At 55.6% G+C, this 26,327-nt stretch carries 27 protein-coding genes; 11 read left to right on the plus strand and 16 right to left on the minus strand.

Annotated elements, in window-relative coordinates:
• Window positions 1-8: 8 nt before the first annotated feature.
• The 4 genes from rlmH to CDH47_RS11975 all read right to left on the minus strand — a co-directional run bounded on the left by rlmH (window position 9) and on the right by CDH47_RS11975 (window position 2,815).
• A complete protein-coding gene (gene rlmH / locus CDH47_RS11960; RefSeq protein WP_100640117.1) occupies window positions 9-479 on the minus strand; it encodes a 23S rRNA (pseudouridine(1915)-N(3))-methyltransferase RlmH in 471 nt (156 codons plus the stop codon).
• Window positions 480-481: 2 nt separating this feature from the next.
• Window positions 482-832, minus strand: a complete 351-nt coding sequence (gene rsfS, locus CDH47_RS11965; RefSeq protein WP_100640118.1) for a ribosome silencing factor — start codon at window positions 830-832, stop codon at window positions 482-484.
• 70 nt (window positions 833-902) lie between these two features.
• The gene (gene nadD, locus CDH47_RS11970; RefSeq protein WP_100640200.1) at window positions 903-1,553 is read right to left on the minus strand and encodes a nicotinate-nucleotide adenylyltransferase; all 651 of its coding nucleotides are present in this window, start codon (window positions 1,551-1,553) and stop codon (window positions 903-905) included.
• A gap of 5 nt (window positions 1,554-1,558) precedes the next feature.
• Window positions 1,559-2,815 (minus strand): glutamate-5-semialdehyde dehydrogenase, encoded by a 1,257-nt coding sequence (locus CDH47_RS11975; protein ID WP_100640119.1) that lies wholly within the window; start codon window positions 2,813-2,815, stop codon window positions 1,559-1,561.
• A gap of 133 nt (window positions 2,816-2,948) precedes the next feature.
• Between CDH47_RS11975 and CDH47_RS11980 the strand changes: the two genes are divergently transcribed.
• From CDH47_RS11980 to CDH47_RS11990, 3 genes are read left to right on the plus strand one after another with little or no spacing between them, the layout of a single operon-like run.
• Complete coding sequence (locus tag CDH47_RS11980; RefSeq protein WP_100640120.1) at window positions 2,949-3,965, plus strand: GGDEF domain-containing protein; 1,017 nt, start codon at window positions 2,949-2,951, stop codon at window positions 3,963-3,965.
• Window positions 3,962-4,960, plus strand: a complete 999-nt coding sequence (locus CDH47_RS11985; RefSeq protein ID WP_100640121.1) for a GGDEF domain-containing protein — start codon at window positions 3,962-3,964, stop codon at window positions 4,958-4,960. The genes CDH47_RS11980 and CDH47_RS11985 overlap by 4 nt, the downstream gene beginning before the upstream one ends.
• Window positions 4,957-6,408, plus strand: a complete 1,452-nt coding sequence (locus CDH47_RS11990) for a bifunctional DedA family/phosphatase PAP2 family protein (protein ID WP_100640122.1) — start codon at window positions 4,957-4,959, stop codon at window positions 6,406-6,408. Before CDH47_RS11985 ends, CDH47_RS11990 begins: the two co-directional genes overlap by 4 nt.
• A gap of 13 nt (window positions 6,409-6,421) precedes the next feature.
• On the opposite strand, the gene CDH47_RS11995 is transcribed toward CDH47_RS11990, so the two are convergent.
• A complete protein-coding gene (locus CDH47_RS11995; RefSeq protein WP_100640123.1) occupies window positions 6,422-7,678 on the minus strand; it encodes an HDOD domain-containing protein in 1,257 nt (418 codons plus the stop codon).
• Window positions 7,679-7,843: 165 nt separating this feature from the next.
• Between CDH47_RS11995 and ilvD the strand changes: the two genes are divergently transcribed.
• Entirely contained in the window at window positions 7,844-9,679 is a 1,836-nt protein-coding gene (ilvD, locus tag CDH47_RS12000) for a dihydroxy-acid dehydratase (RefSeq protein WP_100640124.1), read from the plus strand.
• A 75-nt stretch (window positions 9,680-9,754) separates the two neighbouring features.
• Here the strand turns inward: ilvD and CDH47_RS12005 are convergent, their stop codons facing one another.
• Window positions 9,755-10,147, minus strand: coding sequence for a peptidoglycan-binding domain-containing protein (locus CDH47_RS12005; RefSeq protein ID WP_100640125.1), 393 nt, complete (start codon window positions 10,145-10,147; stop codon window positions 9,755-9,757).
• A gap of 123 nt (window positions 10,148-10,270) precedes the next feature.
• A complete protein-coding gene (locus CDH47_RS12010; protein WP_100640126.1) occupies window positions 10,271-11,350 on the minus strand; it encodes an AI-2E family transporter in 1,080 nt (359 codons plus the stop codon).
• A gap of 121 nt (window positions 11,351-11,471) precedes the next feature.
• Between CDH47_RS12010 and CDH47_RS12015 the strand changes: the two genes are divergently transcribed.
• Both CDH47_RS12015 and CDH47_RS12020 read left to right on the plus strand, forming a co-directional pair.
• Window positions 11,472-11,819: a hypothetical protein gene (locus tag CDH47_RS12015; RefSeq protein WP_100640127.1), complete on the plus strand. Its 348-nt coding sequence runs from the start codon at window positions 11,472-11,474 to the stop codon at window positions 11,817-11,819.
• Between the two features lie 145 nt (window positions 11,820-11,964).
• On the plus strand, window positions 11,965-12,864 hold the full coding sequence (locus CDH47_RS12020; protein WP_100640128.1) for a haloalkane dehalogenase: 900 nt from the start codon (window positions 11,965-11,967) through the stop codon (window positions 12,862-12,864).
• Between the two features lie 42 nt (window positions 12,865-12,906).
• Here the strand turns inward: CDH47_RS12020 and CDH47_RS12025 are convergent, their stop codons facing one another.
• Entirely contained in the window at window positions 12,907-13,695 is a 789-nt protein-coding gene (locus tag CDH47_RS12025; protein ID WP_100640129.1) for an acyl-CoA thioesterase, read from the minus strand.
• Window positions 13,696-13,893: 198 nt separating this feature from the next.
• Between CDH47_RS12025 and CDH47_RS12030 the strand changes: the two genes are divergently transcribed.
• Window positions 13,894-15,417 carry a DEAD/DEAH box helicase gene (locus CDH47_RS12030; RefSeq protein ID WP_100640130.1) on the plus strand — a complete coding sequence of 508 codons (1,524 nt, stop codon included), beginning with the start codon at window positions 13,894-13,896 and terminating at the stop codon, window positions 15,415-15,417.
• Here the strand turns inward: CDH47_RS12030 and CDH47_RS12035 are convergent.
• The 4 genes from CDH47_RS12035 to CDH47_RS12050 all read right to left on the minus strand — a co-directional run bounded on the left by CDH47_RS12035 (window position 15,396) and on the right by CDH47_RS12050 (window position 18,545).
• Complete coding sequence (locus CDH47_RS12035) at window positions 15,396-15,911, minus strand: dihydrofolate reductase (protein WP_100640131.1); 516 nt, start codon at window positions 15,909-15,911, stop codon at window positions 15,396-15,398. The two genes, CDH47_RS12030 and CDH47_RS12035, sit on opposite strands and share 22 nt — an antisense overlap.
• Before the next feature lie 201 nt (window positions 15,912-16,112).
• Window positions 16,113-16,952 (minus strand): thymidylate synthase, encoded by an 840-nt coding sequence (locus tag CDH47_RS12040; protein WP_100640132.1) that lies wholly within the window; start codon window positions 16,950-16,952, stop codon window positions 16,113-16,115.
• Complete coding sequence (lgt, locus tag CDH47_RS12045; RefSeq protein ID WP_100640133.1) at window positions 16,949-17,737, minus strand: prolipoprotein diacylglyceryl transferase; 789 nt, start codon at window positions 17,735-17,737, stop codon at window positions 16,949-16,951. The genes CDH47_RS12040 and lgt overlap by 4 nt, the downstream gene beginning before the upstream one ends.
• A 10-nt stretch (window positions 17,738-17,747) precedes the next feature.
• The gene (locus CDH47_RS12050) at window positions 17,748-18,545 is read right to left on the minus strand and encodes a sulfite exporter TauE/SafE family protein (RefSeq protein ID WP_100640201.1); all 798 of its coding nucleotides are present in this window, start codon (window positions 18,543-18,545) and stop codon (window positions 17,748-17,750) included.
• Window positions 18,546-18,645: 100 nt separating this feature from the next.
• Here CDH47_RS12050 and CDH47_RS12055 point away from each other — a divergent pair, with 100 nt between their 5' ends.
• The 4 genes from CDH47_RS12055 to dxs all read left to right on the plus strand — a co-directional run bounded on the left by CDH47_RS12055 (window position 18,646) and on the right by dxs (window position 22,667).
• The gene (locus CDH47_RS12055) at window positions 18,646-19,413 is read left to right on the plus strand and encodes an NRDE family protein (RefSeq protein WP_100640134.1); all 768 of its coding nucleotides are present in this window, start codon (window positions 18,646-18,648) and stop codon (window positions 19,411-19,413) included.
• Between the two features lie 55 nt (window positions 19,414-19,468).
• Complete coding sequence (locus tag CDH47_RS12060; protein WP_100640135.1) at window positions 19,469-19,723, plus strand: exodeoxyribonuclease VII small subunit; 255 nt, start codon at window positions 19,469-19,471, stop codon at window positions 19,721-19,723.
• Window positions 19,723-20,619 carry a polyprenyl synthetase family protein gene (locus tag CDH47_RS12065; protein WP_100640136.1) on the plus strand — a complete coding sequence of 299 codons (897 nt, stop codon included), beginning with the start codon at window positions 19,723-19,725 and terminating at the stop codon, window positions 20,617-20,619. The genes CDH47_RS12060 and CDH47_RS12065 overlap by 1 nt, the downstream gene beginning before the upstream one ends.
• 116 nt (window positions 20,620-20,735) lie before the next feature.
• Window positions 20,736-22,667: a 1-deoxy-D-xylulose-5-phosphate synthase gene (dxs, locus tag CDH47_RS12070; protein WP_100640137.1), complete on the plus strand. Its 1,932-nt coding sequence runs from the start codon at window positions 20,736-20,738 to the stop codon at window positions 22,665-22,667.
• A 106-nt stretch (window positions 22,668-22,773) separates the two neighbouring features.
• Here dxs and ribA read toward each other — a convergent pair whose 3' ends face one another.
• From ribA to argJ, 4 genes are all read right to left on the minus strand, one after another.
• Entirely contained in the window at window positions 22,774-23,388 is a 615-nt protein-coding gene (gene ribA, locus CDH47_RS12075; protein ID WP_100640138.1) for a GTP cyclohydrolase II, read from the minus strand.
• Window positions 23,389-23,451: 63 nt separating this feature from the next.
• On the minus strand, window positions 23,452-23,934 hold the full coding sequence (moaC, locus tag CDH47_RS12080; RefSeq protein WP_100640139.1) for a cyclic pyranopterin monophosphate synthase MoaC: 483 nt from the start codon (window positions 23,932-23,934) through the stop codon (window positions 23,452-23,454).
• Between the two features lie 108 nt (window positions 23,935-24,042).
• The gene (locus tag CDH47_RS12085) at window positions 24,043-25,026 is read right to left on the minus strand and encodes a Nudix family hydrolase (RefSeq protein WP_100640140.1); all 984 of its coding nucleotides are present in this window, start codon (window positions 25,024-25,026) and stop codon (window positions 24,043-24,045) included.
• 1 nt (window position 25,027) lies between these two features.
• Window positions 25,028-26,245, minus strand: a complete 1,218-nt coding sequence (argJ, locus tag CDH47_RS12090; protein WP_100640141.1) for a bifunctional glutamate N-acetyltransferase/amino-acid acetyltransferase ArgJ — start codon at window positions 26,243-26,245, stop codon at window positions 25,028-25,030.
• Window positions 26,246-26,327 lie beyond the last annotated feature (82 nt).

Genomic DNA, 26,327 nt, shown 5'->3' on the forward strand with positions numbered 1-26,327 from the left:
CATGCGTCCTATGCCCGGTGGTACGGGTGGTTACGGGTAATCGACCAGGCTCTGTATAGCTGCTCTGCCAACAGAATCCGAACCAGTGGATGAGGCAGGGTAAGAGGGGAAAGCGACCATTGCTGGTCTGCGCGCTGACGGCAGGGCTCTGCCAGACCATCTGGCCCGCCTACAAGGAAGCTCACGTCCCGACCATCCTGCTGCCAGCTTTCCAGCTGGCTGGCCAGCTTTTCGGTAGACCAGGGGCGCCCTGTAACCTCCAAAGCGACAACCCTGTCTTTGGAAGCAGTAGCGGAAAGGATTGCATCGCTTTCGCGCTGCATCAGCCTGGGAATATCGGGATTTTTGCCACGATGAGGCATGGCAATCTCTACCAGATCAAGAGGCATTTCCGGGGGCATACGACGAGCGTAATCGTCGTAGCCCTTACTGACCCAGTCGGGCATTTTTTGCCCCACACAGATCAGGCGCAGCCGCACGATTATTCGCTGCCCGCAGCACCGACATCCGGTGCGTCACGCCAGAAGCGCTCCAGATCATAAAACTCACGGGTGGCGGGCATCATTACATGTACAACCACGTCGCCCATATCCACCAGTATCCAGTCGCTACCGCCACCACCTTCCACGCTGTTCACACGAACGCCCTTCTCTTTGGCGTCAAGAACTACTGAATCCGCAAGGGATTTCACGTGGCGATTGGATGTTCCGGATGCCAGAACCATGTAATCGGTTACGCTGGTACGATCCCGCACATCAATAACGCTGATGTCCTGTGCTTTCACATCCTCTAGTGCATTCACTATCAGATCTTTAAGTTGTTCTGCCTGCATAATTTCCCTGTTGTCCGGGTGCCGGCCGGAATGGCCACCCGAAAAGTCATTTTCGATGGCGATTGTAGCACTAAAAGTTGATCTCGGGGCATGCCCCGTAAAGCCCCATGCGCTGAATCTCCGTCAGGACCGCATCCGGAGCCAGATAACGGGGCGATTGGCCACGGCTAATGCGTTCGCGAATACCGGTTGCAGAAATATCCAGCCAGGGTGGATCCAGCTTCAGGACCAGCCCGGACGCACGCCCATGAAGTGCTCCCGCACCATCAACACCACGCTCTGCCAACAATCGGGCAGGCTCTCCTTCCGGGGCCAACGTTATGCCCGGGCGCTGCACAACAATGATATGGGCCAGTTCAGGTATCTGGCGCCATTCCTTCCAGCAATCGAAACCGGCAAAGGCATCCGTGCCCACAACCATGGCCAGCGGTAACTCGGCACCCAGCTCCTTGCGCAGCTGGCGTAACGTATCTGCTGTGTAAGACGCGCCTTCCCGGCGCAGCTCCCGATCATCAATGTGCAGGCAAGGCTCGTCGGCAATTGCCAGTTCAAGCAGGCGCAGTCGTTGTGTGGCCGTGGCGCCCGTCTCGCCACGGTGCGGCGGAATATGACAGGGCACAAGGCTTACCGGCACACTCCCAAGCCGATCACTAACCTCCAGAGCAAGGCGCAAATGGCCATGATGCACTGGGTCGAAGGTTCCGCCATAAATCACATGCATTGACATCAGGCCCGAATGTGTCCATCACCAAACACTACATATTTCTGCGAAGTCAGACCCTCAAGCCCGACTGGCCCACGGGCGTGTATCTTGTCAGTGGATATACCAATCTCAGCCCCCAAACCATACTCAAAGCCATCCGCAAAGCGGGTAGATGCGTTGACCATCACTGAGCTTGAATCCACCTCGGTGATAAAGCAGCGGGCTCGTGTGTAGTTCTCCGTGATGATACTGTCGGTATGCTGAGAGCTGTAACGGTTGATATGCGCGATGGCACCATCCAACCCATCCACTACTCGAACCGCCAATACGGGAGCCAGATACTCTTCCTGCCAATCAGCCTCTGTGGCGGCCTGCATATCCGTGACTATTCCTCTGCTCTGTTCGCAACCGCGCAGTTCCACACCCATTTCAACAAAAGCGGAAGCCAGTAGCGGCAGCATATCGGCCGCAATTTCCTTATCCACCAACAGGGTCTCCATCGTATTGCAGGTGCCATAGCGATGCGTTTTGGCATTAACAGCAACGCTCAAGGCTTTTTCCGGATCAGCATGGCTATCGATATATACGTGACAGACGCCATCCAGGTGCTTGATAACCGGCACTCGCGCGTCTCGGCTAATCCGCTCAATCAGACCTTTGCCGCCACGGGGCACAATCACATCCACATAATCCGGCATGGTAATCAGCTCACCCACAGCCGCTCGATCAGTGGTTTTAACAACCTGCACAGCCGATTCCGGCAAGCCGACTTCGGCAAGCCCGCGGGCCAAACACAAAGCTATGGCTTGATTGGAATGAATGGACTCGGAACCACCACGCAGAATTGTGGCATTACCGGATTTCAAACAAAGACTGGCAGCCTCAACCGTCACATTAGGGCGGGATTCGTAGATAATGCCGATAACGCCTAAGGGTACTCGCATTTTGCCCACCTGAATGCCGGATGGGCGATAGGTCATGTCGGTAATCGCACCGATGGGGTCAGGCAGGGAGGCGACCTGTCGCAGGCCTTCTATCATGGCGTCAACCCGCGCAGGCGTGAGTTCAAGCCGGTCCAGCATGGCGGCATCAAGGCCGTTCTCCTTACCGCTAGCAAGATCGCGAGCGTTTGCCTCCGCCAGCTCACTGCGCGCCGCATCCAGCGCCTCGGCCGTTGCCAAAAGCGCACGGTTTCGCACCTCAGTGGTAGAACGGGCAATGAGTGTCGCCGCTGCCCGGGCCTGCTGCCCGACTTCGATCATATAAGCTGCAATATCCATCCCTTTACCTTATAAATTTTTGCCAGAATTCACGAATAAGAGCCTAACTTTACCTTTCCCGTTTCAAGTACGCACCTCAAACAGATATTATACCGTTGCGGTACAACGGGAATCCCGAAAAAGGACGAATGCCATGGCCCAGACGGCCGATAAGTTTTTGCTGAACCGGTTATCACGTGCCAGCCTCGCTGTACTTGTGGCCCTTGCAGTTCTGTGCGCCTTGCTGGGGGAGCCGCTGACCGCAGCCTGTGCAGCAGCTGCAGCAGGTGCCATTATCAGCGGGCGCAGCTTTCGCTCAGGCCGCAGCGTTAGCCCCTGGCCCATGATACAAAAGCTGTTTTTTGCAGCGCTTATACTCCTGTTGATGACCAGCTTCTGGACTGGTCCCTGGGCGCTCAGCCACTGGCTATATGGCCTTACCCTGGTTGCTTTCGCGATAGTTCCTCGCGCTTTCGCAGCCCTGATAACCTTGGTAATGGTAGCTCTTGCAGTAACCGCTGCCCATTGGGCCGAAGGCATAGCTGACCGGCACCAGATGGTTAGTGCACTTCTGTTAACCGTTCTTCTATCGGGTGTCTTTGTGTTCCTGCGCGAATATAAAACTCGTCAACTAGCCCCCTTGAGGCGCACAGACGAACTCACTCAGGCTGCCAGCCGGGAATACCTTTCTGCCGACCTGCATAAAGAAATCCAGCGGAGCGAACGCGAGGGCACAGACATGTCTGTCGTTATGATCGGCCTTGACGCCCACGCCAGCGACAACGATCCAGACGAAGATATCCGTTCGATTCTTCCACGAATTGGCCGTTTCCTGCACTCTCAATTGCGAGACTTTGACACTTACTATCGGGCAGCAGACCTGCAGTTTTTCGTAATATTGCCGGGCATTGCCACTCAGGAAGCCATTACCAGAGCAGAATCGATCCGCAAAGGGCTTGGAACCCTGCTTGAAACTCACGGCATGAACCTGACAGTCAGCACGGGCATCGCCGGGCTGAATATTGGCGATGATTCCGACAGCCTGCAACAGAGTGCGGCTAACGCCCTGCGCCGAGCACAGCAACAGGGTGGCAACAGAACTCAAGCCTACAGCACCTGGTCACCGGTTACGCCCTCTGCCCAGCCCCGTGCTGAGGGGTCTGCGCCATGACCGAAACCCGTCTGAGAACCTGGACACACAGCTTTGGCTATAGCCTGGCAACCCTTTTTATTTTCATGCTCGCCCTGCAAAATCTGCGTTACGGCTTTTACGAGCTATTCTATCTTGCGTCCGGCATGGCCGCTCTGACTCTCGGTGGTGTTGCTTATACGTTTCTGAGTCGTCGGCGCCAACTTTCTGCACCTGGCCACCTGATCATCCTCGCCGGACTAAACAGCGGGCTTCTGGCTGCCGTGCTGACAATGGACAGTACAAGTATTACCCACTGGGCCATGCCACTGTTGTTGCTCAACCTCCTAATCTTGCCACTGCGCCACGCTCTCATGCTTTCTCTGCTGTTACTGACCCCTATGGCAATTCTGCTGTTTGTAAAGCAACCGCCAGCAGATGCCCTCACGGCTATCAGCGGTTTGTTCATCGTCCTGACAGTTGCCGCCCTGTATATATGGCAGTATGACCATATGGCACAGTCTGCCGAAGACCTTGCCATTACTGACCCTGTCACTGGTGCCCATAATGCCCGCTTTCTGGATGAAACCCTGCAAAAAGAAATCAGCCGCTCCATTGCCACAGGACACTGCCTATCTGTAATCAACCTCGCTATCGATCATGCCGATGAAGCCACAGAGCTCCATGGAGAATCCGGGATGCAGGCAATGTTTTATGACATGACCCAGCACCTTTTTGGCGTTATCCGTGCGGGAGATACGTTGTATACACTGAATGATTCAGAATTTTTCCTCATTCTTCCCTTCACCCCGGAAGAAGGCGTACGCGTAATTTCTGAGCGAATCCGGCGCACCATTTCTGAAAACCACTGGCCAGTGACTGGTAAAGCTACGGTGAGCCTGGGCTGCACGACCAGAGGAAACAACGACACCAGAACCGATACTTTACGCAAGCGTGCGCATCAGGCCATGCTAGAAGCCCGCAGGCGCGGGGCAGACACCGCATGGTTCAGCCCGGGAGAGACCATCAGTACATGAGTAGCGCCTGGCTTTCAGATCTTACTGCATGGCTGAGCGCCAACCCCGAATGGTTATCCCTCGCTTTGTTCAGCACAGCGTTTATTGAATCTTTGGCGCTTGCCGGCATCCTTGTGCCCGGTGTTGCCTTCCTGTTTACCATTTCAGTTATGGCCGCCCAGATTGAAATGCCGCTAATGACCGTGCTGATATGGGCGTGGCTGGGTGCGGTCAGCGGAGACACAGTGAGCTTTGCATTCGGCAGACTGTTTCAGGGCAGGCTGGAAGCAGTATGGCCATTAAGCCGCTACCCTGAACACATCAGAAAAGCTGAAACCTTCTTCCATTTGCACGGCGGAAAGAGCGTTATTATCGGGCGATTCGTTGGGCCACTACGCCCCATAATCCCGCTGATTGCCGGGGCCCTGCTGATGCCTTGGCGCCGTTTCCTGGCCTTCAATATCGGTTCCGCCATAGCCTGGGCTCCTGCTTACATTCTGCCGGGCTTTCTCGTGGGCAGCGCACTGGCAAGTGATGTACAGCCACCGGCTCACGTGTACCTGGTTACAGTTGCAAGCCTGGCAACCCTGGCGGCAATCTACCTGATCATTTTCCGTTTTCAGTTGGGTCTTGGCGACGATAGCCGCCCGTACCTCTGGCTTCAACGAAAGATGGCGCAGTATGAAACAACCCATCGCTTCTGGCGCCTATATTCAAATGAGCGACCCGCCAAAGAAAGCGAGTTCCCGCTAGCTTCGTTGATGCTTGCTCTTGGCGCACTTGCCCTGTTTATACTCTGGGGCCAACTGGCAACCATGACCGGCGTGATCGCGCCTTTCGATCAGCTGGCGATGCAATGGTTCAGTGATTTGCGCCAACCCTTGCTTGACGCTCCGGCGATTGCGGCCACACTCCTGGGCGACCCGCCCGTTCTCACTGCTGCAGCCATACTGACATGTATTGCCTTGGCGCTCAGGGGCTACTACGCTGCGGCCGCTCACATACTTTTAGCTGCGATTATTACTACTGTACTGGTATGGGGCCTGAAATTCGCATTTGGGACTGTACGGCCTGATCTGGTAGCGAACCCGCCATCATCTGGCTCTTTCCCCAGCGGCCATACTACGGGCATCACGGTATTTGTAACCCTACTGGCCAGCTTTGTAGCGGCGGAAACCCGTAGCCGAAAGCGCTGGCAAACCTACATAGTGCTTTCGTTACCGCTGATCCCTGTGGCCATTAGCCGGCTTTACTTGGGGGTTCACTGGTTCAGCGATATTGTAGGAGGGCTGCTCCTGGGGCTGGCCATAACCGGCGCAACCAGAGCCAGTTTCAGCCGCTTCGACCGCGTACCTGTCGCCCCGGATATAATGACTATTTTAGCAGCGCTGGTTTGGCTGGCGTTTTGCGGGGGTTATATGTGGACCATGTGGCCAGACGCCCTTCAACATTACGCTCCGGCCTCTTAAACGCCTTCAATTATCATCGGATAGACAAAAGCTGCTGCACTTCATCTACACGGGCTCGGGCCTGTGTCAGAAGCTCAAGGCTACGGGAGGCATTAAGCTCAAGGTTGCCAAGCCTGCGATAGGCAGGGACCTCGTCAAACGGGGGCAGACCTTCACTCTGGCTGGAACCAATCATGGCGTGAAGTTGCGCCACAATGACAACATCCACTAACTGGGGCTCCGCTTCCCGGCTCTCATACCTCCAGTCTTCTGCATGTCGAACCGCCTCAATGAAGGGCTGCGGGAATGACCAGTTACCCAGAACGGCAGTACCGACATCAGCCCGCAGTTCGCTGATAGCATTCTGCAAATTAGTGTCGTCAGCAAACAGGTTTACATGGTGTTCCGCCTGCACCAGAACCGGTACCACGCCTATGTCATGAAGCAAACCAGCCAGCAGCGCCTCTTCGGGGTTCAGACGGGTTGCATGGTCCGCCAAAACCCAGCAAAGCGCCGCAACTTCACGGGAATGCCGCCAGAGTTTTTCCATTTCCCTCTGTAAAGACGGGTGCCGACTTTTGAACACCTCCCGCATGGAAAATACAGTAACCAATTGGCGAGTCGTTCGCATGCCAAGACGCACAACCGACTCGCGCACATTACGCACATCGCTGAAGCCCCGGTAAAGCGGACTGTTACAGGCTCGCACCAATTTGGCGGCCATGGCCGGGTCGGCAGACACCGCAACAGCTACCTGTTCGGCTGTGGAATCATCCCTGTCTACCAAGCGGCGCACTTTCCAGGCCACATCAGGAACACTGGGCAATTTGAGTTGGTTGGAACGCAGTTCTCCGTAAAACTCCATCAGAAGATGGTGCTCTTCGCTCTCACCACCGCCCTGACTCTCCCCCGAATCCATCTCTACCTGGGCCACAGGAGCGGCACGCAGGAGCTGGTTCAGCACATCCTGCTCTACCACGAGAAACTCACAGGGCTTTACCGCAGTAACATCGTACATTCTTGGCTGTAGCCTGGCGATGGGGTTCAATGCCTGCTCTGTTCCGGCGTCGATGACCAATTTACGGCCATCTACTGATTCCAGTTCTACTTTCCCGGTAACCAGAAAATAATCCAGGCCGTCACGCACGCCACGCTCCAGCACTCGCTGGCCCGGACCATGGGCCCTGCGCTCGGCACGACTGGCAAGCACAACCAACTGATCATCAGTTAGCCGGTTCAGTGGCTGAAACTCCTTCAGACGGCGCAGCGGCAAGCTTTCCTGGCGAGCCATAGAGAATCTCCTTGGTTGGTTCAAAGCGAGGGCACAGGTTTATGTCATCCGTTAACTATTGTAACCACGGCACGTTAAAACAGCCATGCGCCTGGAGTCTAATCTGGTATCCTTTGTCTCTTCATTATCAACACCCAAGTATCAAGACAAAGAGACCAGAGCACTATGCCTCAGTATCGTTCGCGGACATCTACCGCAGGCCGTAACATGGCCGGCGCCCGTGCCCTTTGGCGCGCCACCGGCATGAAAGATGATGATTTCGGCAAACCAATTATTGCGGTTGCCAACTCCTTCACTCAATTCGTTCCAGGACACGTGCACCTCAAAGATCTGGGGCAACTCGTCTGCCGCGAAATCGAATCAGCCGGCGGGGTGGCCAAAGAATTCAACACTATTGCGGTAGACGACGGCATCGCCATGGGGCACGACGGCATGCTGTATTCCCTGCCTTCCCGCGAAATTATCGCCGACTCTGTAGAGTATATGGCCAATGCTCACTGTGCCGACGCTCTGGTGTGCATCTCCAACTGTGACAAAATCACACCGGGCATGATCATGGCTGCCATGCGCCTGAATATTCCGACCATTTTCGTATCCGGCGGGCCCATGGAGGCCGGCAAGACCAAGTTGTCTGAGCACAAGCTGGATCTGGTGGACGCCATGGTGATTGCCGCCGATCCCACCGCCGACGATGAAATGGTTGCGGAATACGAACGCAGCGCCTGCCCTACCTGCGGCTCATGCTCCGGCATGTTCACCGCCAACTCCATGAACTGCCTGGCTGAAGCCATTGGCCTGGCCCTGCCGGGCAATGGCTCCATGCTGGCGACCCACTCAGACCGCGAGCAGCTGTTTCTGAAAGCCGGCCGCCAGATTGTGGAGAATGCAAAGCGCTACTACGAGGAAAACGACGCCAGCGTGTTGCCTCGGAGCATCGCTTCTATGGCAGCGTTCGAAAACGCCATGGTGATGGATATCGCCATGGGCGGCTCCACCAATACCATTCTGCATCTGCTGGCAGCGGCACAGGAAGGCGGGGTACCATTCACCCTGAACGAGATCGACCAGCTTTCCCGCAGGGTTCCACAGCTGTGCAAAGTCGCGCCCAACTCCCCAAAATACCACATGGAAGACGTGCACCGCGCGGGTGGCATTATGGGTATTCTTGGCGAGTTGGAACGTGGCGGCCTGATCAATACAGACCTGCCAACCGTTCACAGCAAAACAATGAAAGAAGCCCTGGAAACCTGGGATATCATGCGCTCACCACCCCCTGAGGTTGTGGAGTTCTACAAAGCCGGGCCAGCGGGTATTCCCACCCAGACCGCCTTCAGCCAAAGCACCCGTTGGCCAAGCCTGGACGGTGACCGTGAAGCCGGCTGCATTCGCTCGGTTGAACACGCCTATAGTTCCGAAGGCGGGCTGGCCGTCCTCTACGGCAACATCGCGGTTGACGGCTGTGTAGTAAAAACCGCTGGTGTAGATGAAAGTATTTTTGTATTCGAAGGCAAGGCGAAAGTGTTTGAAAGCCAAGACGCAGCAGTCGCTGGCATTCTGGATGATCAGGTCAAATCCGGCGACGTTGTTATCATCCGCTACGAAGGCCCCAAGGGTGGCCCCGGTATGCAGGAAATGCTCTATCCAACAAGCTATCTGAAGTCCAAAGGGCTGGGTAAAGATTGCGCCCTCCTGACTGATGGGCGTTTCTCCGGTGGCACCTCAGGCCTCTCTATAGGCCATGCATCACCTGAAGCAGCGGCTGGTGGCGCCATCGGACTGATTGAAGACGGTGACTCAATCCTGATTGATATTCCCAACAGGTCCATCAATGTTCAGCTGGATCAACAGGAACTGGATAGTCGCCGGGAAGCCCGTGATGCCAAGGGTTGGAAGCCCGATCAACCCAGGGATCGTGCGGTATCGTCGGCCTTGAAAGCATACGCACTGCTGGCTACCAGCGCCGACAAAGGCGCTGTAAGAGATCTGGAAAAGCTCGGCTAATCCGGATTCTCATGGTAAAAAGCCCGCGCAGAACATGCTGTCTGCGCGGGCTTTTTAGTTTTTTGCACGTTTGCGTCAGAAGAATGACCAGCCACCATCCTCCTCTTCTTCAATGGCCTCTTCCTCAACCGGCTCTGGCGTACTCGGCGCTGCTGCCTGGGCCTTTGCCGGCGTCGAAATGGTCGAAGCAGCAGCTACATTCATGCGGACCATGCCCAGTGCCTTTTTTGTTGCCTCATCAAGAATACCATTAGTCTGAAGCCCATTTTCCTTCTGGAAGCGGGACAGCTCAGACCGGGTGTTATCATCCATTCCGCTACTCACGTTGGTAATATTGTACCCGGCGCCATACAAGGCGTTCTTGAGTGCAACGGTTTCGTTAGCGAATGCGGTGGGCGCAAAACCCAGTATTACGGATGTGCCCGCCGCGAGAGCAAGGCGCCCCAAACGGGTGGTCGCGTACTTCATAATACTCACCTGTTTAACTCCTGATATCTCATCGATATCCGTTTCTTTTTTATTATGTGGTGCCAATCTCCACAGGCTGAGGCGAACGGTTAAAAGCCTAACATACTTTTATCTCGTGTCGCCTTAGCCTACATCACCCTTATCACTTTCGGCTCTATGAGCCCCTTCACTGAACTCACGGATAAAAATCCCCCAGAACGCCATAAACAGTGCAGCAACCAGAGGGCCCATCACAAAACCATTAATACCAAACATGGCTAAACCACCCAAGGTGGAGAGCAACACAATGTAATCAGGCAGCTTTGTATCACGGCCTACCATAATCGGTCGTAAAACATTATCCGCGAGCCCGATCACAACCATACCGAATAGTGTCAGCACCAAGGCCTCAATGATATCGCCCACGGCAGCAAGATAAATCGCTGCTGGCACCCATACCAGGGCAGCACCCACAGCGGGCAACAGCGAGAAAATAGCCATAACCACGCCCCACAACAAGGCACCGCCAATACCAAGAATCCAGAAAATGATGCCGCCCAGTGCACCCTGAATAATAGCAATCAGCAGATTACCTTTAACGGTTGCGCGCGTTACTTCAGCAAACTTGGCAAACAGCAGTCGTTCACGTTCATCCCCCAAAGGCAGCGCACGGATCATCAACTCAGTCAGTTTGCTCCCATCCCGCAACAGGAAGAACGCCAGATACACCATAAGTGCCAACCCGAGGAAAAACTGGAAGGTGTTCTGACCAATTCCCAGGGCCTGCTTGGCGAGAAACTGGCTGCCACCTACAAACAGACTGACAACCCGATCGCGGATTTCAGTGAAATTGATATCAAACTGCCCCAGAAATGACTGTATGGCCGGGAAAGATTTGTTCACCTGATCAATATACTCACCAGGTTTTATTTGTCCGTCCTGAATTTTCTGGTAGATACCCAGCCCCTCAGCCACCAGCGAGGTGACCAACACCAAGACCGGTATCACCACAATCAGCATACAGACAGTCAAGGTAATCAGGGCATTCACATTTGGCCGATCACCAAGCCGGCGCACCAGGAACAACTGGAACGGATGAAAAATCAACGCAATGGCGATTGCCCAGAAAATAGGCCCGAAGAATGGCTTCATAAGGATCACGAAGGCCAGAGTTACACCCACCAGCATTGCAAGAAAGGTTCGTGTCTCAAGTTTTTCGTACATAATTCCGATGTATCCCTGACTGATTCAAACGCGCACTAGCCTATCACGCACGCATGGCCACTGGCGCATGCTTCAGGTTATAGTGAAGTGCTATTGATCAGCAATTAAACAGGTCACCCCATTGGAACTGGAAACCTTTACCACGGAAACTGCTCTGGAGACCGCTCAGGAACTGCGCCGGGTGTTAGCTGCCAGAACTCATCGCAGAAAAGTGCTGGGCCAGGAAGTAATCATTCCAGGACAACTTGGCGAAGCACTGCAGTTGCCGCAAATTATTAACCGCCTTCAAAGCAAACAGCAGCGGTTCCGCGACCAGGGGCTGGAAGATTTCCAGGAACTCTGGCCGACCCTGTCTGCCGCAACCCGCCAAAAGGTGCTCGATTCAATCGGGTGGTACGACCCAAAAGATCTCAGCTGGGAAGACAAGCGCTCAAACCGGCGCCCAACGTTAGACCCGGACATTTCCTGATTCAAAGCCAATACGCACTGTTACGCAACTCAAACACAGCAGTCTGCGAACTGACTTATCCTAGTGGCTGAAGATTGTTATGCCGGTTCCGCATAAGCGAAGCCAGCAATGATCACGCAACCAATCAGTCAGGACAGTCGATGGCATGCGTATTCTGAGAACCGATGAGAGCCGTTTCGCAGGTCTTCCGGATTACCCGTTCACTCCCAACTATCTCGATATCGAGCCCGGCCTCCGGATGCACTATGTGGACGAAGGCCCTACCGATGCATCCCCCGTTCTCATGCTCCACGGCGAACCCTCGTGGTCGTACTTGTATCGCCACATGATCCCTATCATCGCCGCTGAAGGCCACCGCGTATTAGCGCCAGATCTGGTGGGTTTTGGAAAATCTGACAAGCCGGCCTCTGTGGATGACTACAGTTATGATCGCCACCTTGCATGGCTTACTCACTGGCTAAAGACGCTCGATCTCAGGAATATCACTCTGGTTTGCCAAAACTGGGGTTCGCTTCTGGGCTTACGACTTGCAGCTAACTTTCCGAATCGCTTCCAGCGTATTATTGTCGGCAACGGCATGCTGCCGACCGGCGAAGCCCGTGCGCCGGCAGCATTCAACGTGTGGAAGGCATTTGCTACCCACAGCCCCTGGTTTCCTGTTAGCCGAATTGTGCAACTGGGCACTGAGCGAACCCTTAACAAATACGAACTGGGAGCCTACGAGGCTCCCTTTCCCACAGCGGAGTACAAAGCAGGCGCTAGAGCATTCCCAAAACTGGTACCTGTGTCGCCTGGAGACCCGGCGAGCATTGCCAACAAGGCCGCGTGGAAGGTTTTGGAAAAATGGCGCAAGCCATTTATTACCTGTTTTAGTAGTGGCGACCCGATAACCCGTGGCGGCGACCGTTATATGCAACGCCGTATTCCTGGTGCGCTCGGGCAACCTCACATTACCCTGCGCGGCGGACATTTCCTTCAGGAAGACTCCCCGGAAGATTTCGCACGTATCATTATTGACGCGCTAAAAGCAGAAATGGCGGCCTGAGCCGCCATTCCTCAGGCCGCACCTTCAGCCAGACAATTCTCCTTAACCAAAAACAGCAACGGTCTGACAGCTTGTTGCCAACAAGTCGCCTCGCGGAGTCCACACTCGGGCATGGAAATGGCCATAGCCGTCGCCAGCCTGATCAATTGTGGCTTTATACAGCAGCCAGTCATCGGCCTCCAGAGCAGGTCTTGGATGAATAATATCGAATGCCCACGACAGCGAACTGGCAGGCACGGGAGATTTGAAATGCTGAAGGACAGGCGCTGGCCAGGCATCAATCAGCGCCACAAGGTGGGCATCAGAAAGCACCTCAGGTACTTCCCGGAAACGCATCCAGCCGCCCATTTCACGGCCGCCCCCGCCGCTGAACGGGAGAACCCCATAGGCCCAACGCATGTCTATGTAGCTAATAAACCCTGGGGTTAAACCTTCAATAAACGGTAACGCCTGGCACTGCTCCACCGGCTTCACATCAGGCGCCGGCTCTCCCTCTATCCGCACGGCAGAGTCCCGGTCACCGGCAAAAGCACCTATACACACCAGCCGAGGCTCGCCATTCTGGATGATACGACCTTCCACCTGGCTCACTGACCCGCCCTGTCGCAGGATTTGCGCCTCAAAAATCGCCGGCACCCCTGCCTCTACAGGCCCAATAAACGACACATGCATAGAGCGCACCGGCCGTCCTTCGGGGACCATTTCTGCCATGCGGTCAAACAGTAGACCAGTCACCACACCGCCAAATGTTGCACGCCCCTGGGACCAAGTGTCCGGCATAATCAATTCATTACTGGCACGGCCCGCAGCAATCAGCTCATCAAAGGTCATGACAACTCCCTGTTAGCAACCTATCGGTCAAAAGTTAAAGACTGCCCAAAACACGAACGCAATGCAATGGCACCGCCCCGGCAACTACCTACAGCCTATGACAGATTTTACGTATTAAATCCGACAAAAAGCGGTTATAATATCGCCACATAATGCATTGCCCGGCAATGCTCTACCTTCCGAATACCGAGTAAATCAATGTCTGAATTGTCCTTTGCCGAACTGGGGCTTGATCCAGCCGTACTTGAAGCTGTATCCGCTATTGGCTACGAAACCCCAACGCCCATCCAGGCCCAGTGCATTCCTGCACTGCTCGCTGGCAAACATCTACTGGGCGTGGCCCAGACCGGCACGGGTAAAACCGCTGCCTTTGCATTACCCCTGCTGAGCCGGGTTGATGCCACCGAAAGTGAACCCCAGATTCTGGTATTGGCTCCAACGCGGGAACTGGCCATTCAGGTGGCAGAAGCCTTTACTTCCTATGCTGCCAAATTCAGGCATTTCCATGTACTGCCAATTTATGGCGGTCAGGACTTTTATCCTCAGATCAAAGGCCTCAGGCGTGGTGCCCAGGTTATTGTTGGTACCCCCGGCCGCATGCTCGACCACCTTCGCAAAGGCACCCTGAAACTGGGCAAACTGAAGGCTCTGGTGCTGGATGAAGCAGATGAAATGCTGCGCATGGGCTTCATCGATGATGTGGAAGCCATTCTGGCCAAAACACCAGACGACTGTCAGCGCGCACTGTTCTCTGCCACCATGCCACCGCAGATCAAGAAGGTAGCCCAAACCTACCTGCACGATGCGGTAGAAGTGAAAATTGAGAGCGAAACCCGCACAGTTGAACGTATTACCCAGTACTTCCTGCCAGTGTATGCAGAGCGCAAGCTGGACGCACTGACCCGCATTCTGGAAGTAGAGCCAACGGAAGGTGCGATTATCTTCGTGCGCACCAAGGCAGAAACCACACTACTGGCCGAGAAGCTTAGTGCTCGCGGGCACGCCGTGGCGCCTCTGAATGGCGATTTGAATCAGCGCCAGCGCGAGCAGACCGTTGAAGATCTCAAGCGCGGCAAGAAAGACATCATTGTTGCAACCGATGTGGCCGCCCGCGGCTTGGACGTTCCCCGCATTACCCACGTTATCAACTACGATGTGCCCTACGACACCGAAGCCTACATTCACCGGGTTGGCCGCACCGGCCGCGCTGGGCGCGAAGGCAAGGCGATTCTGTTGGTAACGCCCCGTGAGCGTAGCTGGCTGCGCACGCTTGAGCGTGCCACCAACTCTCCCATGATCGCGTATGAATTGCCTTCGCCGGTTGAGTTGAAAAAAATGCGCGAAGAGCAGTTCGAGAGCCAGCTTCTGGGCTTTGCCGAGGATAAAAAACTCGCCAAGTCTATGGCGTTACTGGATGAAATCGCCGAGCGCAATGAAATGGATATTGCCATGGTAGCCGGCGCTCTGGCCTGCTGGATGGAGACCATGCAACCTGGCTTATTGCCACTGGAACAGCCGGAAGCACTGCCGGTAGTCTCTGCGTCTGCACCTGCGCGCCGTGATCGCAAAGGCGGCCGCGGCGAATTCCGCAAGGGGCCACCTAAAGGCGGTTACAAGGGGCGTGGTAAGCCTGGCGGATCCGGCGCACGAGGCAAACCACCCGGTAAAGGCGGCAAGCCTGCCGGTAAGCGGCCTCCCCGTCAGTCAGACGCCAAGCGCTGATAGACGACGAAGCTGTAGTCGTAAGGATTGTTATCGGACGCGGAGAAATCCTCCCGTCCGATTTCTTCCCACTCGTCCCAGTTCACTTCCGGAAAATACGCATCGCCATCCACTTCGGCGTGCACCTGCGTAATATAGATGCGGTCTACCATGGGTAGCGCCTCTGCATAGATTTGCCCTCCCCCAATAATCATTACCTCATCGATACCGTCCAGCTCAGCCTGTGCTTCGGCTTTTATCAGGGCTTCATCCAGTGATTTTGCGCTGACGGTTCCTGCGGGGGCCTCCCGGTCTGCGTTTCTTGAAATAACAACGTTCATTCGGCCTGGCAGTGGTCTGCCGATAGAATCCCAGGTTTTACGGCCCATTATGATGGGTTTGCCCATGGTGGCTTGCTTGAAGTATTTCAGGTCGCCCGGCAGGTACCATGGCAGGTTGTTATTTTTGCCGATTACCCGGTTTCGGGACATGGCTACTATGAGGGCTTTACGCATGCTTGGGTTCCTTTGATTCGGGACTTCAGGCTTCGGGCTTCGGGCTTCGGGCTTCGGGGCTGCAAGGATGCGGGAAGGAGTCTCCAAAAACCGCTGCAAGTACGTCCCTGTACGCTTGGCTCCGCCATCCATGGCTCCGCACATTTTTGGAGACTCCTTCCCGCATCCTTGCGATCGAACTTTGGGGGAAGCCTGCCTGTTTTATATTGCTATGGGGGCTTTTATGCCGGGGTAAGGATCGTAGCCTTCGAACTCGAAGTCTTCGAACTCATAGTCAAATATTGAGTCTGGCTTACGCTTAATGACTAACTTGGGGAGTGCTTTTGGCTTGCGCTTTAGCTGCTCAAAAACGATGTCATCGGTGAGGTGATTTTGATACAGATGGCAATCGCCAAACGTATGAACGAACTCGCCAACTTCCAGATCACACTGCTGCGCAATCATATGCGTTAACAAGGCGTATGACGCAATGTTAAACGGTACGCCCAAAAAAAGATCTGCACTGCGCTGATAAAGCTGGCACGAGAGCTTGCCGTCGAGTACGTAGAACTGGAACAGGCAGTGGCAAGGCGCCAGTGCCATCAGGCCTTTCTCTGCGTTTTCTTGCGGGCCTATGGATTCATCCGGAAGTTCGGCCGGGTTCCAGGCGGATACGATCAGGCGACGGGAGTTTGGTTTGTTGCGGATCTGGTCGATCACTTCGCTGATCTGGTCTACCACGCGGCCATCCGGGCACTCCCAGCTTCGCCATTGTTTGCCGTAAATCGGGCCGAGGTCGCCGTTTTCCAGTGCCCACTCGTTCCAGATGGAGACTTTGCGCTCTTTCAGCCAGTTGTTGTCTGTGGAGCCTTTCAGGAACCAAAGCAGTTCGTAAATTATGCTGCGCAGGTGTACTTTTTTGGTGGTGACAAGGGGGAAGCCGTCTTGAAGGTTAAAACGGATCTGGCGCCCGAAAACTGAGCGGGTACCAACACCGGTGCGGTCGCCTTTGTCGAATCCGTTGTCCACTACGTCCCGCATCAGGTCGAGATAAGCTTTCATTCTGCGTTTCTCCGGTAAGCAATAGACATCAGAATCACCCCGGCCAGAAGCATCGGTAAGGACAGCACCTGCCCCATGGTGAGCCAGTCGAAGGCCAGATAGCCCAGCTGGGCGTCTGGTTGGCGCACGAATTCCACCATAAAGCGGAAAACTCCGTAGCAAACCAGGAACAGGCCAGACACGGCCATTCTTGGGCGTGGTTTGGCGGAGAACCACCAGAGGATAATGAAAAACACCACACCTTCAAGGGCGAACTGGTAAAGCTGGGAAGGATGCCGTGCGAGCGCATCCGGGGCTTGCCGGAATACCATGCCCCAAGGCACATCCGTGGGCTTGCCCCAGAGTTCGCCGTTAATGAAGTTGCCAATTCGTCCTGCCCCGAGACCTACAGGCACCAAGGGTGCAACGAAATCAGCAAGGCGCCAGAATCCGGTTCCGACTTTACGGCCATACCACCACATGGCGAACATCACGCCCAGCAGCCCACCATGGAATGACATACCACCTTCCCAAACCCGCAAAAGCCACAAGGGATCAGCCAGGAAGGCATCGAAGTTGTAGAAGATTACATAGCCAAAGCGCCCGCCGAGGATAACCCCCAAGGCAAGATAGAAAAGCAGATCGCCCATTTGCTCTTCGGTAATCGGGGACCAGGGCTTGCGCGCACGCAGCCTTCCCAGCCACCAGCCCGCCAGGAAGCCCACCAGGTAAGTAAGCCCGTACCAATGTACCTTGAGAGGCCCGATGGAAATGGCAACCGGATCTATTTGTGGGTGCTGAAGCATCTATAACCTCTTAACTCAAAAGAAAACGTAGTCCAACCAACAGAAGCAGGATGGCAAACACGCGTTTAAGTGCTTTAGCGTTGAGTCTGTGCGCCAGATTGGCGCCCACGCGGGCAAACAACACACTGGTAACAATAATGCCCAACAAGGCCGGCAAGTAGATAAAGCCAAGGCTGTACTCCGGCAGTGCCGGCTCACTCCACCCTGTCCAGGCATTACCCACAGCTCCGGCAACCGCAATCGGCAATCCGCAGGCCGCGGAAGTGCCTACCGCCTGCTGCATGCGAACATTACTCCAGCTCAAATAGGGCACAGTGAGCGTTCCACCGCCTATCCCGAAAATCGCTGAGGCCCAGCCAATGCCTGCACCCGCACCTGCAAGGCCGGTGTTACCTGCAACACTCCGGCCGGGCGAGGGATTTACCTCGAACAACATTTTCAGCCCGACCAGAATGACAAACACGCCGATAATAAGTTCCAGCGCAGCTCCACTTAAAAGTGCCGCCGTCCAGGCGCCTAGGAGTGCGCCCACTATAATGCCAATGGCCATCGGCTTGAATACATCCCAGCGGATGGCTCCGTGACCGTGGTGCGAGCGAATAGAACTGAGAGATGTGAATACGATGGTCGCAAGAGAGGTCCCAACGGCCATGTGAGCCGCAATCTCGGAACTGAAACCCTGGATCCCAAAACTGAAAATCAGTACCGGCACGATAATAAGGCCGCCACCGATGCCAAACAGGCCAGCAAGCGTACCTGCAAAAGCCCCAAGTAACAGATAAATGGAAAATACGGACAACAAGGACATAATCACTCACACATCCGGGAAAACAAGGCTGGTATAATACACACCAGCAGCAACTTCATCACGCAGGATCATCTCACTAATCTCCGGAGGCCAGCCCAGCATGTGCCTGATTGCGTTTTCTCTTGGCCAGAGTGCCCGGTTTCCGCTGGTGGTAGCGGCTAACCGCGATGAATTTTATCGCAGGCCAACTGCACCACTGGACTGGTGGACAACAGAAACCGGCAATCGAGTGCTCTCCGGAAGGGATTTACGATCCGGCGGTACCTGGCTGGCCGTTTCCCCTGAAGGTCTGGTATCCGCGGTCACCAATGTTCGCGAAGGGTCGCCGGAAGCAGGCCACATCAGCCGTGGTGAGTTGCCACTCAGGGCTCTTGCGGAACCGGAATTACAGAGCAGTCTTGAAGGCACATCGGCCCGCTACGCAGGGTTCAACCTTGTACGCCTCGCCGATACCGCCGGCTGGTACTTCAGCAACCGCGACGCTCACCCCGGCCGCAGCATCTTCCGTGGCATCTACGGGCTGAGCAACCACCTGCTCCAGACTCCATGGCCCAAGCTTTTGCGCCTGAGGCAGGCGGTTGGTCACACTGTGCAGTCTGCCGGGGGTGATTCCGAGGCCTTGCACAAAGATCTCACCCGCTTGCTGCAGGATACAACGCCAGCGCCAGACCACTTGCTCCCGAACACCGGCGTGCACCGCGAAACCGAGCGCTTTCTTTCATCGCCATTCATAGCCGGCACAGAGTACGGCACCCGTGCTACGACCATAATCAGCGTCTCGAGTAATGGTGAGCTTCACGTCACCGAACAGAGCTGGGCGCCAGAAGGCCGCCCTGAAGAGTACCGGGAGTTCCATTGGCAGCGATAGCGCTCAGCCTCTGATATAATCCGCAAAATTCGTCCACCCGATCGGAGGGCCATCGATGGCCGGTCAACAAGACGCCACATCCATTGCTGACTTTGAAAAGTCTCTTGATGAATTGGAAACACTCGTTCGCAACCTCGAACAAGGAGAACTTTCTCTTGAGCAATCCCTGACGGCTTTCGAGCGCGGCGTAAAACTCACTCGTGCATGCCAGCAGGCCCTGAAAAGCGCTGAGCAGCGAGTTGAGCAATTGGTAGAAAAAAGTGATGGCGCACTCGAAACCCGCCCGTTCTCACCGGATGACGCCGACTGATGCCTAAAGAGACACTGCCAAACATGGACTACCTGGAGACCTACCGTAGCCGTGTAGACACAGAGCTGGATCGACGCATTGGCTCAGCATCTACCTCTGCGCGCCTACAGGCGGCCATGCGTTACAGCGTTCTGGGCGGCGGCAAACGTATCCGGCCAGCGTTAAGCCTCGCGGCGGCGAGTGCCCTAGGGCAAAGCATTGAAGCCGCATTGGTACCTGCTTGCGCGATCGAACTGATCCATGCCTATTCACTTATCCATGACGACCTTCCAGCCATGGATAATGACGAGCTGCGCCGGGGCCGGCCAACGGCCCACATTGCCTTTGATGAAGCCACGGCCATACTTGCCGGAGATGCCCTGCAGGCCATGGCATTTGAATGGCTGGCAGAGGCCCCGGGTATAGAGGGGGCTGCGCGACTCGCCATGATCCAGGAACTGGCCCACGCAAGTGGCCATGGCGGCATGGTGGGTGGACAAGCGATTGACCTTGAGTCCGTAGGCAAGCGTCTGACTCTGGCCCAGCTCGAAACCATGCACCGGCATAAAACCGGGGCGCTGATTGAGGCCAGCGTGCGCATTGGTGCAATGACCATGCCCGGGGTTACTGCTCGTTCACTGGAAGCACTGACAGATTACGCCAGGGCTCTGGGGCTGGCATTTCAGGTTCAGGATGATCTTCTGGACATTGAAGGCGATACTGAAACCATTGGTAAGCCTCAAGGCTCGGATATTGCCCGCGCGAAACCTACTTACCCTGCCCTGCTGGGGCTGTCAGGAGCCCGAGAGCACCTTTCCACCCTGCTTGAAAGCGCGCTTGAAAGCCTCCAGAGTTTCGGGCCAGCAGCCGACCCCCTGAGAGCAATGGCGGATTATGTGGTGGCAAGAACTCATTGAGCCTTTTCGTTGGCCAAGTACAATTTCGTAACATATGGCTCCAGATGTGAAACAGGCCCCCTTGTTCCCCTATAATGCCAGCCAGTTATCGAACATTCCGGAAAAGACCCGTACAGATGCAGGACACTTATATTTTCAAGGAAATCCCGTCTCAGCGCCCAAATACGCCGCTGCTGGACCGGATTGACATACCCGCCCAACTGCGGGAGCTGCCATCTGACCAGCTTACCCAGTTTGCGAGAGAGCTGAGGGCATTCCTGCTATGGTCTGTCGGGCAAACCGGCGGCCATTTTGGTGCAGGGCTTGGCGTGCTGGAACTCACAGTCGCCTTGCACTATGTGTTCAACACACCGGAAGACCGCCTGGTCTGGGATGTCGGCCATCAAGCTTACCCCCATAAAATCCTGACAGGCCGTCGTGAACAGATGGGCAGCATCCGCCGCAAAGACGGCCTGTCCGGCTTCCCGAAGCGGGCTGAGAGCGAATACGACACCTTTGGTGTAGGCCACTCCAGCACATCTATCAGTGCAGCACTGGGCATGGCTGTCGCGGCTCGCCAGCAAAACACTGGCCGCAAGAGCATTGCCGTTATTGGCGACGGTGCCATGACCGCAGGCATGGCTTTTGAAGCACTGAACCACGCGGGGCACCTGCGCGCCGACATGCTGGTCATTCTGAACGACAACGACATGTCGATCTCGCGCAATGTTGGTGGCCTGTCCAACTACTTCGCCAAACTGCTTTCAAGCCGCACCTACAATCAGGTCCGCGACAGCAGCAAAAAAGTTCTTCAAGGCGCACCACACCTGATGGCTCTGGCAAAGAAGACCGAAGAACACTTCAAGGGGATGATTGTTCCGGGCACCCTGTTTGAAGAGCTAGGCTTCAACTACATAGGCCCTATTGATGGCCACGACCTGCCCTTACTGGTAGAGACTCTGGAGAACATACGTGAGCTCGAGGGGCCACAGTTCCTCCACGTGGTAACCACCAAAGGCAAAGGCTTCGCACCCGCTGAGGCCGACCCCACTGGCTACCATGCCATTAACAAGATTGAACCTGTGCCCCCCAGCAAACCGGAGCCGGTCAAACCTTCAGCATCGAAGCAAAAATACGCAAACGTATTCGGCCAGTGGCTGTGCGATGCCGCAGAACTGGATGATCGTGTGAGCGGCATTACCCCCGCCATGTGCGAGGGCTCGGATTTGCTGGTCTTCGCCGAGCGCTTCCCGGATCGTTATTTTGATGTTGCGATTGCAGAACAGCACGCCGTAACCCTTGCAGCGGGCATGGCCTGTGATGGCGCAAAACCCGTAGTCGCAATTTACTCAACGTTTTTACAACGGGGCTACGATCAGCTGATACACGATGTCGCCATCCAGAACCTGGATGTGCTGTTTGCGATCGATCGAGCCGGCCTGGTTGGCGAAGATGGCCCAACCCACGCGGGTGCTTTTGATATCAGCTATCTGCGATGCATACCAAACATTATGCTGATGACACCGTCTGATGAAAACGAAACCCGTCAGTTGCTTCATACTGGCCTGATGTTTGATGGCCCCGCAGCTGTGCGGTACCCGCGCGGAACCGGGCCAGGTGCGGAGATTCGTAAAGAACTCACCCCTCTGGCAATCGGCAAGGGTCGTAGGCTTCGCGAAGGCAGCGGTGTTGCCATTCTGAACTTTGGCACGCTGCTGACACCGGCTCTGGAGGCTGCTGAAAAGCTTGGAGCAACGGTTGCTGACATGCGCTTCGTCAAGCCCCTGGATGAAGCCCTGATTCTTGAACTTGCAGAACAGCACGACCTTCTGGTCACTCTGGAAGAGAATGCCATTGCAGGTGGCGCGGGAAGTGCGGTTACGGAATTCCTGAACCGACAAGAAGTCTCCATGCCGATACTGCAACTCGGGTTACCGGATACCTATATTGACCATGGCAAACACGAGGAGCTGCTCAAGGACTGCGGGCTGGATGCCCAGGGCATATTCTCTGCCATCAGCACGCGTATGGAGCGACTGCAGCATCAGAGGTTCAAAGCAGTGAAATAGCAGGCATCGCGGCTTCGCGGCTGCCACCTGTGCACCAACAAGCAAAAAGCCCGCTCAGTTCATCTGGCGGGCTTTTTTTGTGTCTGCATGTACAGAAAACACTAATTTATCGCTGGGGGTCATCGTCCTGATGGGTTTCCAGCCAATGCCCCAGCTTACTCTGCTTGGTGTCGAGATAATGCTCATTGTGCGGGTTACGACCGACATGCAAGGGAACACGCTCAGCTATCTCAATACCATAAGAGGCCAAAGCTTTAACCTTGCGGGGGTTGTTCGTCATCAGACGCAGACTTTTAATACCTAAATGCTTCAGCATATCCTTGCACATGCTGTAATCGCGCAAGTCTGCTGCAAACCCAAGACGCTCATTTGCCTCAACCGTATCAGCCCCCTGATCTTGCAGATGGTAGGCACGAATCTTGTTAAGCAGGCCAATGCCCCGACCCTCCTGACGCAAATACATCAGAATACCCCGGCCTTCACGTGCAATACTGCGTAAAGCTTCTTCAAGCTGATAGCCGCAATCACAGCGCATGCTGTAAAGCGCATCGCCAGTCAGGCATTCGGAGTGTGTGCGGGCCAGCATGGGCTCGTCACCGTCCAGCGACCCCAAGGTCAGGGCAACATGCTCCTTTCCCGTGTCCGGTTCTTCAAAGCCATGCATATCGAATACCCCGAATGGGGTCGGCAACCGGCAGGTCTCGATGTAACGAACAGCCACAGTGCGTCCTCGTGGTTCAGTAAATCTGGGCGCGTATTCTATCATGGGCGTGCCCATCAGGCATCAGTGCTCGTCAGCAATCCAATGCCCACTGCGCCCGCCTTTCTTCTCCAGCAAACGCACCTTGCCAATTTCCATACCCTTGTCGACGGCCTTGCACATATCGTAAAGGGTCAATGCGGCGATACTGGCGGCTGCCAGAGCCTCCATTTCAACACCGGTCTGCCCGGAAAGTTTGCAGCGGGTCAGTATATGCACCGATGCACCATCGGTTCCCGCAGTAAGCTCCACTTTCACTGAGGTAAGGTTCAGAGCGTGGCACAGGGGGATCAAATCGTGGGTTCGTTTGGCCGCCATTATTCCGGCAATCCGGGCGACAGCAAGTACATCACCTTTCGGATGATCCCCGTCAATAATCATCCTGAGGGTTTTCTCTGCCATGTGAATGGTCGCTTCTGCACGGGCCTCTCGTTCCGTTACGGCTTTCTCTGTAACGTCCACCATGCGGGCTTCGCCCTTGTCGTCTAGATGGGTCAATTTACTCACGGTGTCTCCCGGGGGTCAGAAATAATGAGTTCATGTCTCTACAAAAGAGCAAGCAGGCGGAGCATACCAGAGATACTCCCCCCACGTGGCAAGTGCGACGGCTCCTGGTCAGTCACGGGGCCACCAGAAACCAATGCCGGCAATGCCTTGCGCACCTGCCCGCTGAGCTTCACCGAGATTCGCTGGCGCCAGTCCGCCAAGCCCAAATACGGGTATAGGAACGCGCGAAACCAGGTTTTGAAACTCAACCCACCCAAGGACCGGGGCCCCGGGATGGCTGGCTGTCGGCTTCACCGGGCCAAGTGTTACATAGTCTGCGCCAATCGCCACCGCATGATCTGTCTCACGGGCGTTATGACAGGAAACTCCAAACCACACTCCGTCAGGCACAGGCCTTGCCGCAAGTTTCTTGGCTTCGTGCCACGGCATGTGTAGCCCAGCCGCATCGGGGGTGTCATCAAACACAGCCGGCGAGCCATGCACTACAAGGCCGACACCAGCGGCCTCACAGAGGCCTAGCGCAGTTTCCGCAAGAGCACCGTAGCTTTCTGTATCTAAAGCCGGCGACCGCAACACGACCAACCCTGAACGGTCTCGCACCGGCAAACCCGCAAGAGCACTGCTCAGTAGCTGACCAGGATCATAACCGATCCCGAACTCTCCGGTTATCGCCAATAAAGATGGGAGCTGCACTGCCCGGATAATTGACCGGTTAGCTGCCGGAAAGTCCTCACCCCGCAAGCTTTCAGGACGCACCCACTCTATGGGCTGCCCTTCACGACCATGAGCTTCGCCCCGGGGCTGGTCGGTCCTCCACACATCCAGAAACACCCGCTTGTCGCCGTAATCGTGGCGAACGCCAATCAGCGGGCGCAATGTGTCCAGTGGTATCTCCAACCCGGTCTCTTCCGCAATCTCACGGGCCAGAGCGGCCTGCACGGTTTCATCCGGCTCAACCTTGCCGCCGGGAAACTCCAGCAAGCCACCTTGGTGTACATGGTCCGGACGGCGGGCGATAAGTACTCGCCCATCACGAACGATGACGCCAACGGCCACATGGATCTCCCGAACAACTGTTTCTGCTTTGGTCATTTCAGCTGCGGTAGTCTGCGTTGATGGTGACATAGTCGTGGGAAAAATCGCAGGTCCAGACGGTTTCGTTGACTTCGCCACGCTTGAGATCGATGGCTATGGTAATTTCTTCCTGATCCATAACCGCTTGCCCACGCTCTTCTGAGTAGTCCTCAGCGCGCCCGCCACCCCTCACAAGGCAGACATCTCCGAGATGAATTTCCAGGGCGTTTACGTCCAGGTCCACTACCCCGGCACGGCCAACCGCTGCCAGAATACGCCCCCAATTGGGGTCTGATGCAAACAGCGCGGTCTTCACCAGAGGAGAGTGAGCTACGGTGTAGGCCACATCCAGCGCCTCCTGCTGAGCCGCCGCACCACTAACCTGAATGGTAATGAACTTGGTGGCGCCTTCGCCGTCACGGACGATGGCGTGGGCGAGTTCCATGTAGATATCTTTCAGCGCGGCCTTGAGGGCCGGGAGATACGGGCTGTCGAGGGTAATTTCCGGGCCGGCATACTGGCCGCTGGCGATGAGCGTACAGGCGTCGTTAGTAGAGGTGTCACCATCGATGGTGATTCTGTTGAAAGATTGCTCCCCTAACTCCGATGCCAAAGCTTGCAGCGCATCTGGCGCAATACGCGCATCGGTGGCGATAAAGCCCAGCATGGTGGCCATATTCGGCCGGATCATCCCGGCACCCTTGCTGATTCCGGAAATGGACACTGTGTGGCCGCCCAGATCTACCTGAACCGACGCACCCTTCGGCCGTGTATCCGTGGTCATGATGCCGCTTGCCGCTTCCGCCCAACGATTATCCGCCATGCTGTCCAAGGCCTCTGGCAACGCGCTCAGAATTTTCTGGATCGGCAGGGGCTCACCAATTACTCCTGTCGAGAAGGGCAGAACTTCGGCGGCGCCGACACCGGCGTGCTCCGCCAAGGCCTGGCAGCAAGCAAGAGCATCAGCCATGCCACGGGCACCGGTACCGGCATTGGCATTACCTGTGTTGATCAAAAGATACCGCGGCGCTTTCTCCGCCAGATGCTTACGACTCAAGGTAACTGGCGCTGCGCAGAACTGGTTGCGGGTAAACAAGCCCGCCACGCGGCTTCCCGGGGCCAGCTCAAATACCACTATGTCCTTGTGCCCCGGCTTTTTAATGCCCGCGCTGGCAATGCCCAGCTTCACACCTGCTACCGGGAAAAACTCAGGTAAGTTTCCTGGACCAACCGCCATCCTGCCGCTCCTTTTGCTGTTACTTTTTAATTGAACACACATGAAAACAAAAAACCCGCAGTCTGCCAGTCAACTGGTCGAT

The sequence above is a fragment of the Marinobacter salexigens genome (assembly GCF_002806945.1).
Taxonomy (GTDB): Bacteria; Pseudomonadota; Gammaproteobacteria; order Pseudomonadales; family Oleiphilaceae; genus Marinobacter; species Marinobacter salexigens.

What these genes read in the sequence shown, in the direction of transcription:
- rsfS (WP_100640118.1), bottom strand. Translation starts at nt 832, where the DNA reads ATGCAGGCAGAACAACTTAAAGATCTGATAGTGAATGCACTAGAGGAT.
- CDH47_RS12005 (WP_100640125.1), bottom strand. Translation starts at nt 10,147, where the DNA reads ATGAAGTACGCGACCACCCGTTTGGGGCGCCTTGCTCTCGCGGCGGGC.
- ilvD (WP_100640124.1), top strand. Translation starts at nt 7,844, where the DNA reads ATGCCTCAGTATCGTTCGCGGACATCTACCGCAGGCCGTAACATGGCC.
- lgt (WP_100640133.1), bottom strand. Translation starts at nt 17,737, where the DNA reads ATGCTTCAGCACCCACAAATAGATCCGGTTGCCATTTCCATCGGGCCT.
- CDH47_RS12010 (WP_100640126.1), bottom strand. Translation starts at nt 11,350, where the DNA reads ATGTACGAAAAACTTGAGACACGAACCTTTCTTGCAATGCTGGTGGGT.
- CDH47_RS11985 (WP_100640121.1), top strand. Translation starts at nt 3,962, where the DNA reads ATGACCGAAACCCGTCTGAGAACCTGGACACACAGCTTTGGCTATAGC.
- nadD (WP_100640200.1), bottom strand. Translation starts at nt 1,553, where the DNA reads ATGCATGTGATTTATGGCGGAACCTTCGACCCAGTGCATCATGGCCAT.
- CDH47_RS12020 (WP_100640128.1), top strand. Translation starts at nt 11,965, where the DNA reads ATGCGTATTCTGAGAACCGATGAGAGCCGTTTCGCAGGTCTTCCGGAT.
- CDH47_RS12040 (WP_100640132.1), bottom strand. Translation starts at nt 16,952, where the DNA reads ATGAAAGCTTATCTCGACCTGATGCGGGACGTAGTGGACAACGGATTC.
- CDH47_RS12065 (WP_100640136.1), top strand. Translation starts at nt 19,723, where the DNA reads ATGCCTAAAGAGACACTGCCAAACATGGACTACCTGGAGACCTACCGT.
- CDH47_RS11975 (WP_100640119.1), bottom strand. Translation starts at nt 2,815, where the DNA reads ATGGATATTGCAGCTTATATGATCGAAGTCGGGCAGCAGGCCCGGGCA.
- argJ (WP_100640141.1), bottom strand. Translation starts at nt 26,245, where the DNA reads ATGGCGGTTGGTCCAGGAAACTTACCTGAGTTTTTCCCGGTAGCAGGT.
- CDH47_RS12050 (WP_100640201.1), bottom strand. Translation starts at nt 18,545, where the DNA reads ATGTCCTTGTTGTCCGTATTTTCCATTTATCTGTTACTTGGGGCTTTT.
- CDH47_RS12025 (WP_100640129.1), bottom strand. Translation starts at nt 13,695, where the DNA reads ATGACCTTTGATGAGCTGATTGCTGCGGGCCGTGCCAGTAATGAATTG.
- CDH47_RS12060 (WP_100640135.1), top strand. Translation starts at nt 19,469, where the DNA reads ATGGCCGGTCAACAAGACGCCACATCCATTGCTGACTTTGAAAAGTCT.
- CDH47_RS11995 (WP_100640123.1), bottom strand. Translation starts at nt 7,678, where the DNA reads ATGGCTCGCCAGGAAAGCTTGCCGCTGCGCCGTCTGAAGGAGTTTCAG.
- CDH47_RS12035 (WP_100640131.1), bottom strand. Translation starts at nt 15,911, where the DNA reads ATGCGTAAAGCCCTCATAGTAGCCATGTCCCGAAACCGGGTAATCGGC.
- CDH47_RS11990 (WP_100640122.1), top strand. Translation starts at nt 4,957, where the DNA reads ATGAGTAGCGCCTGGCTTTCAGATCTTACTGCATGGCTGAGCGCCAAC.
- CDH47_RS12085 (WP_100640140.1), bottom strand. Translation starts at nt 25,026, where the DNA reads ATGACCAAAGCAGAAACAGTTGTTCGGGAGATCCATGTGGCCGTTGGC.
- CDH47_RS11980 (WP_100640120.1), top strand. Translation starts at nt 2,949, where the DNA reads ATGGCCCAGACGGCCGATAAGTTTTTGCTGAACCGGTTATCACGTGCC.
- CDH47_RS12030 (WP_100640130.1), top strand. Translation starts at nt 13,894, where the DNA reads ATGTCTGAATTGTCCTTTGCCGAACTGGGGCTTGATCCAGCCGTACTT.
- dxs (WP_100640137.1), top strand. Translation starts at nt 20,736, where the DNA reads ATGCAGGACACTTATATTTTCAAGGAAATCCCGTCTCAGCGCCCAAAT.
- CDH47_RS12055 (WP_100640134.1), top strand. Translation starts at nt 18,646, where the DNA reads ATGTGCCTGATTGCGTTTTCTCTTGGCCAGAGTGCCCGGTTTCCGCTG.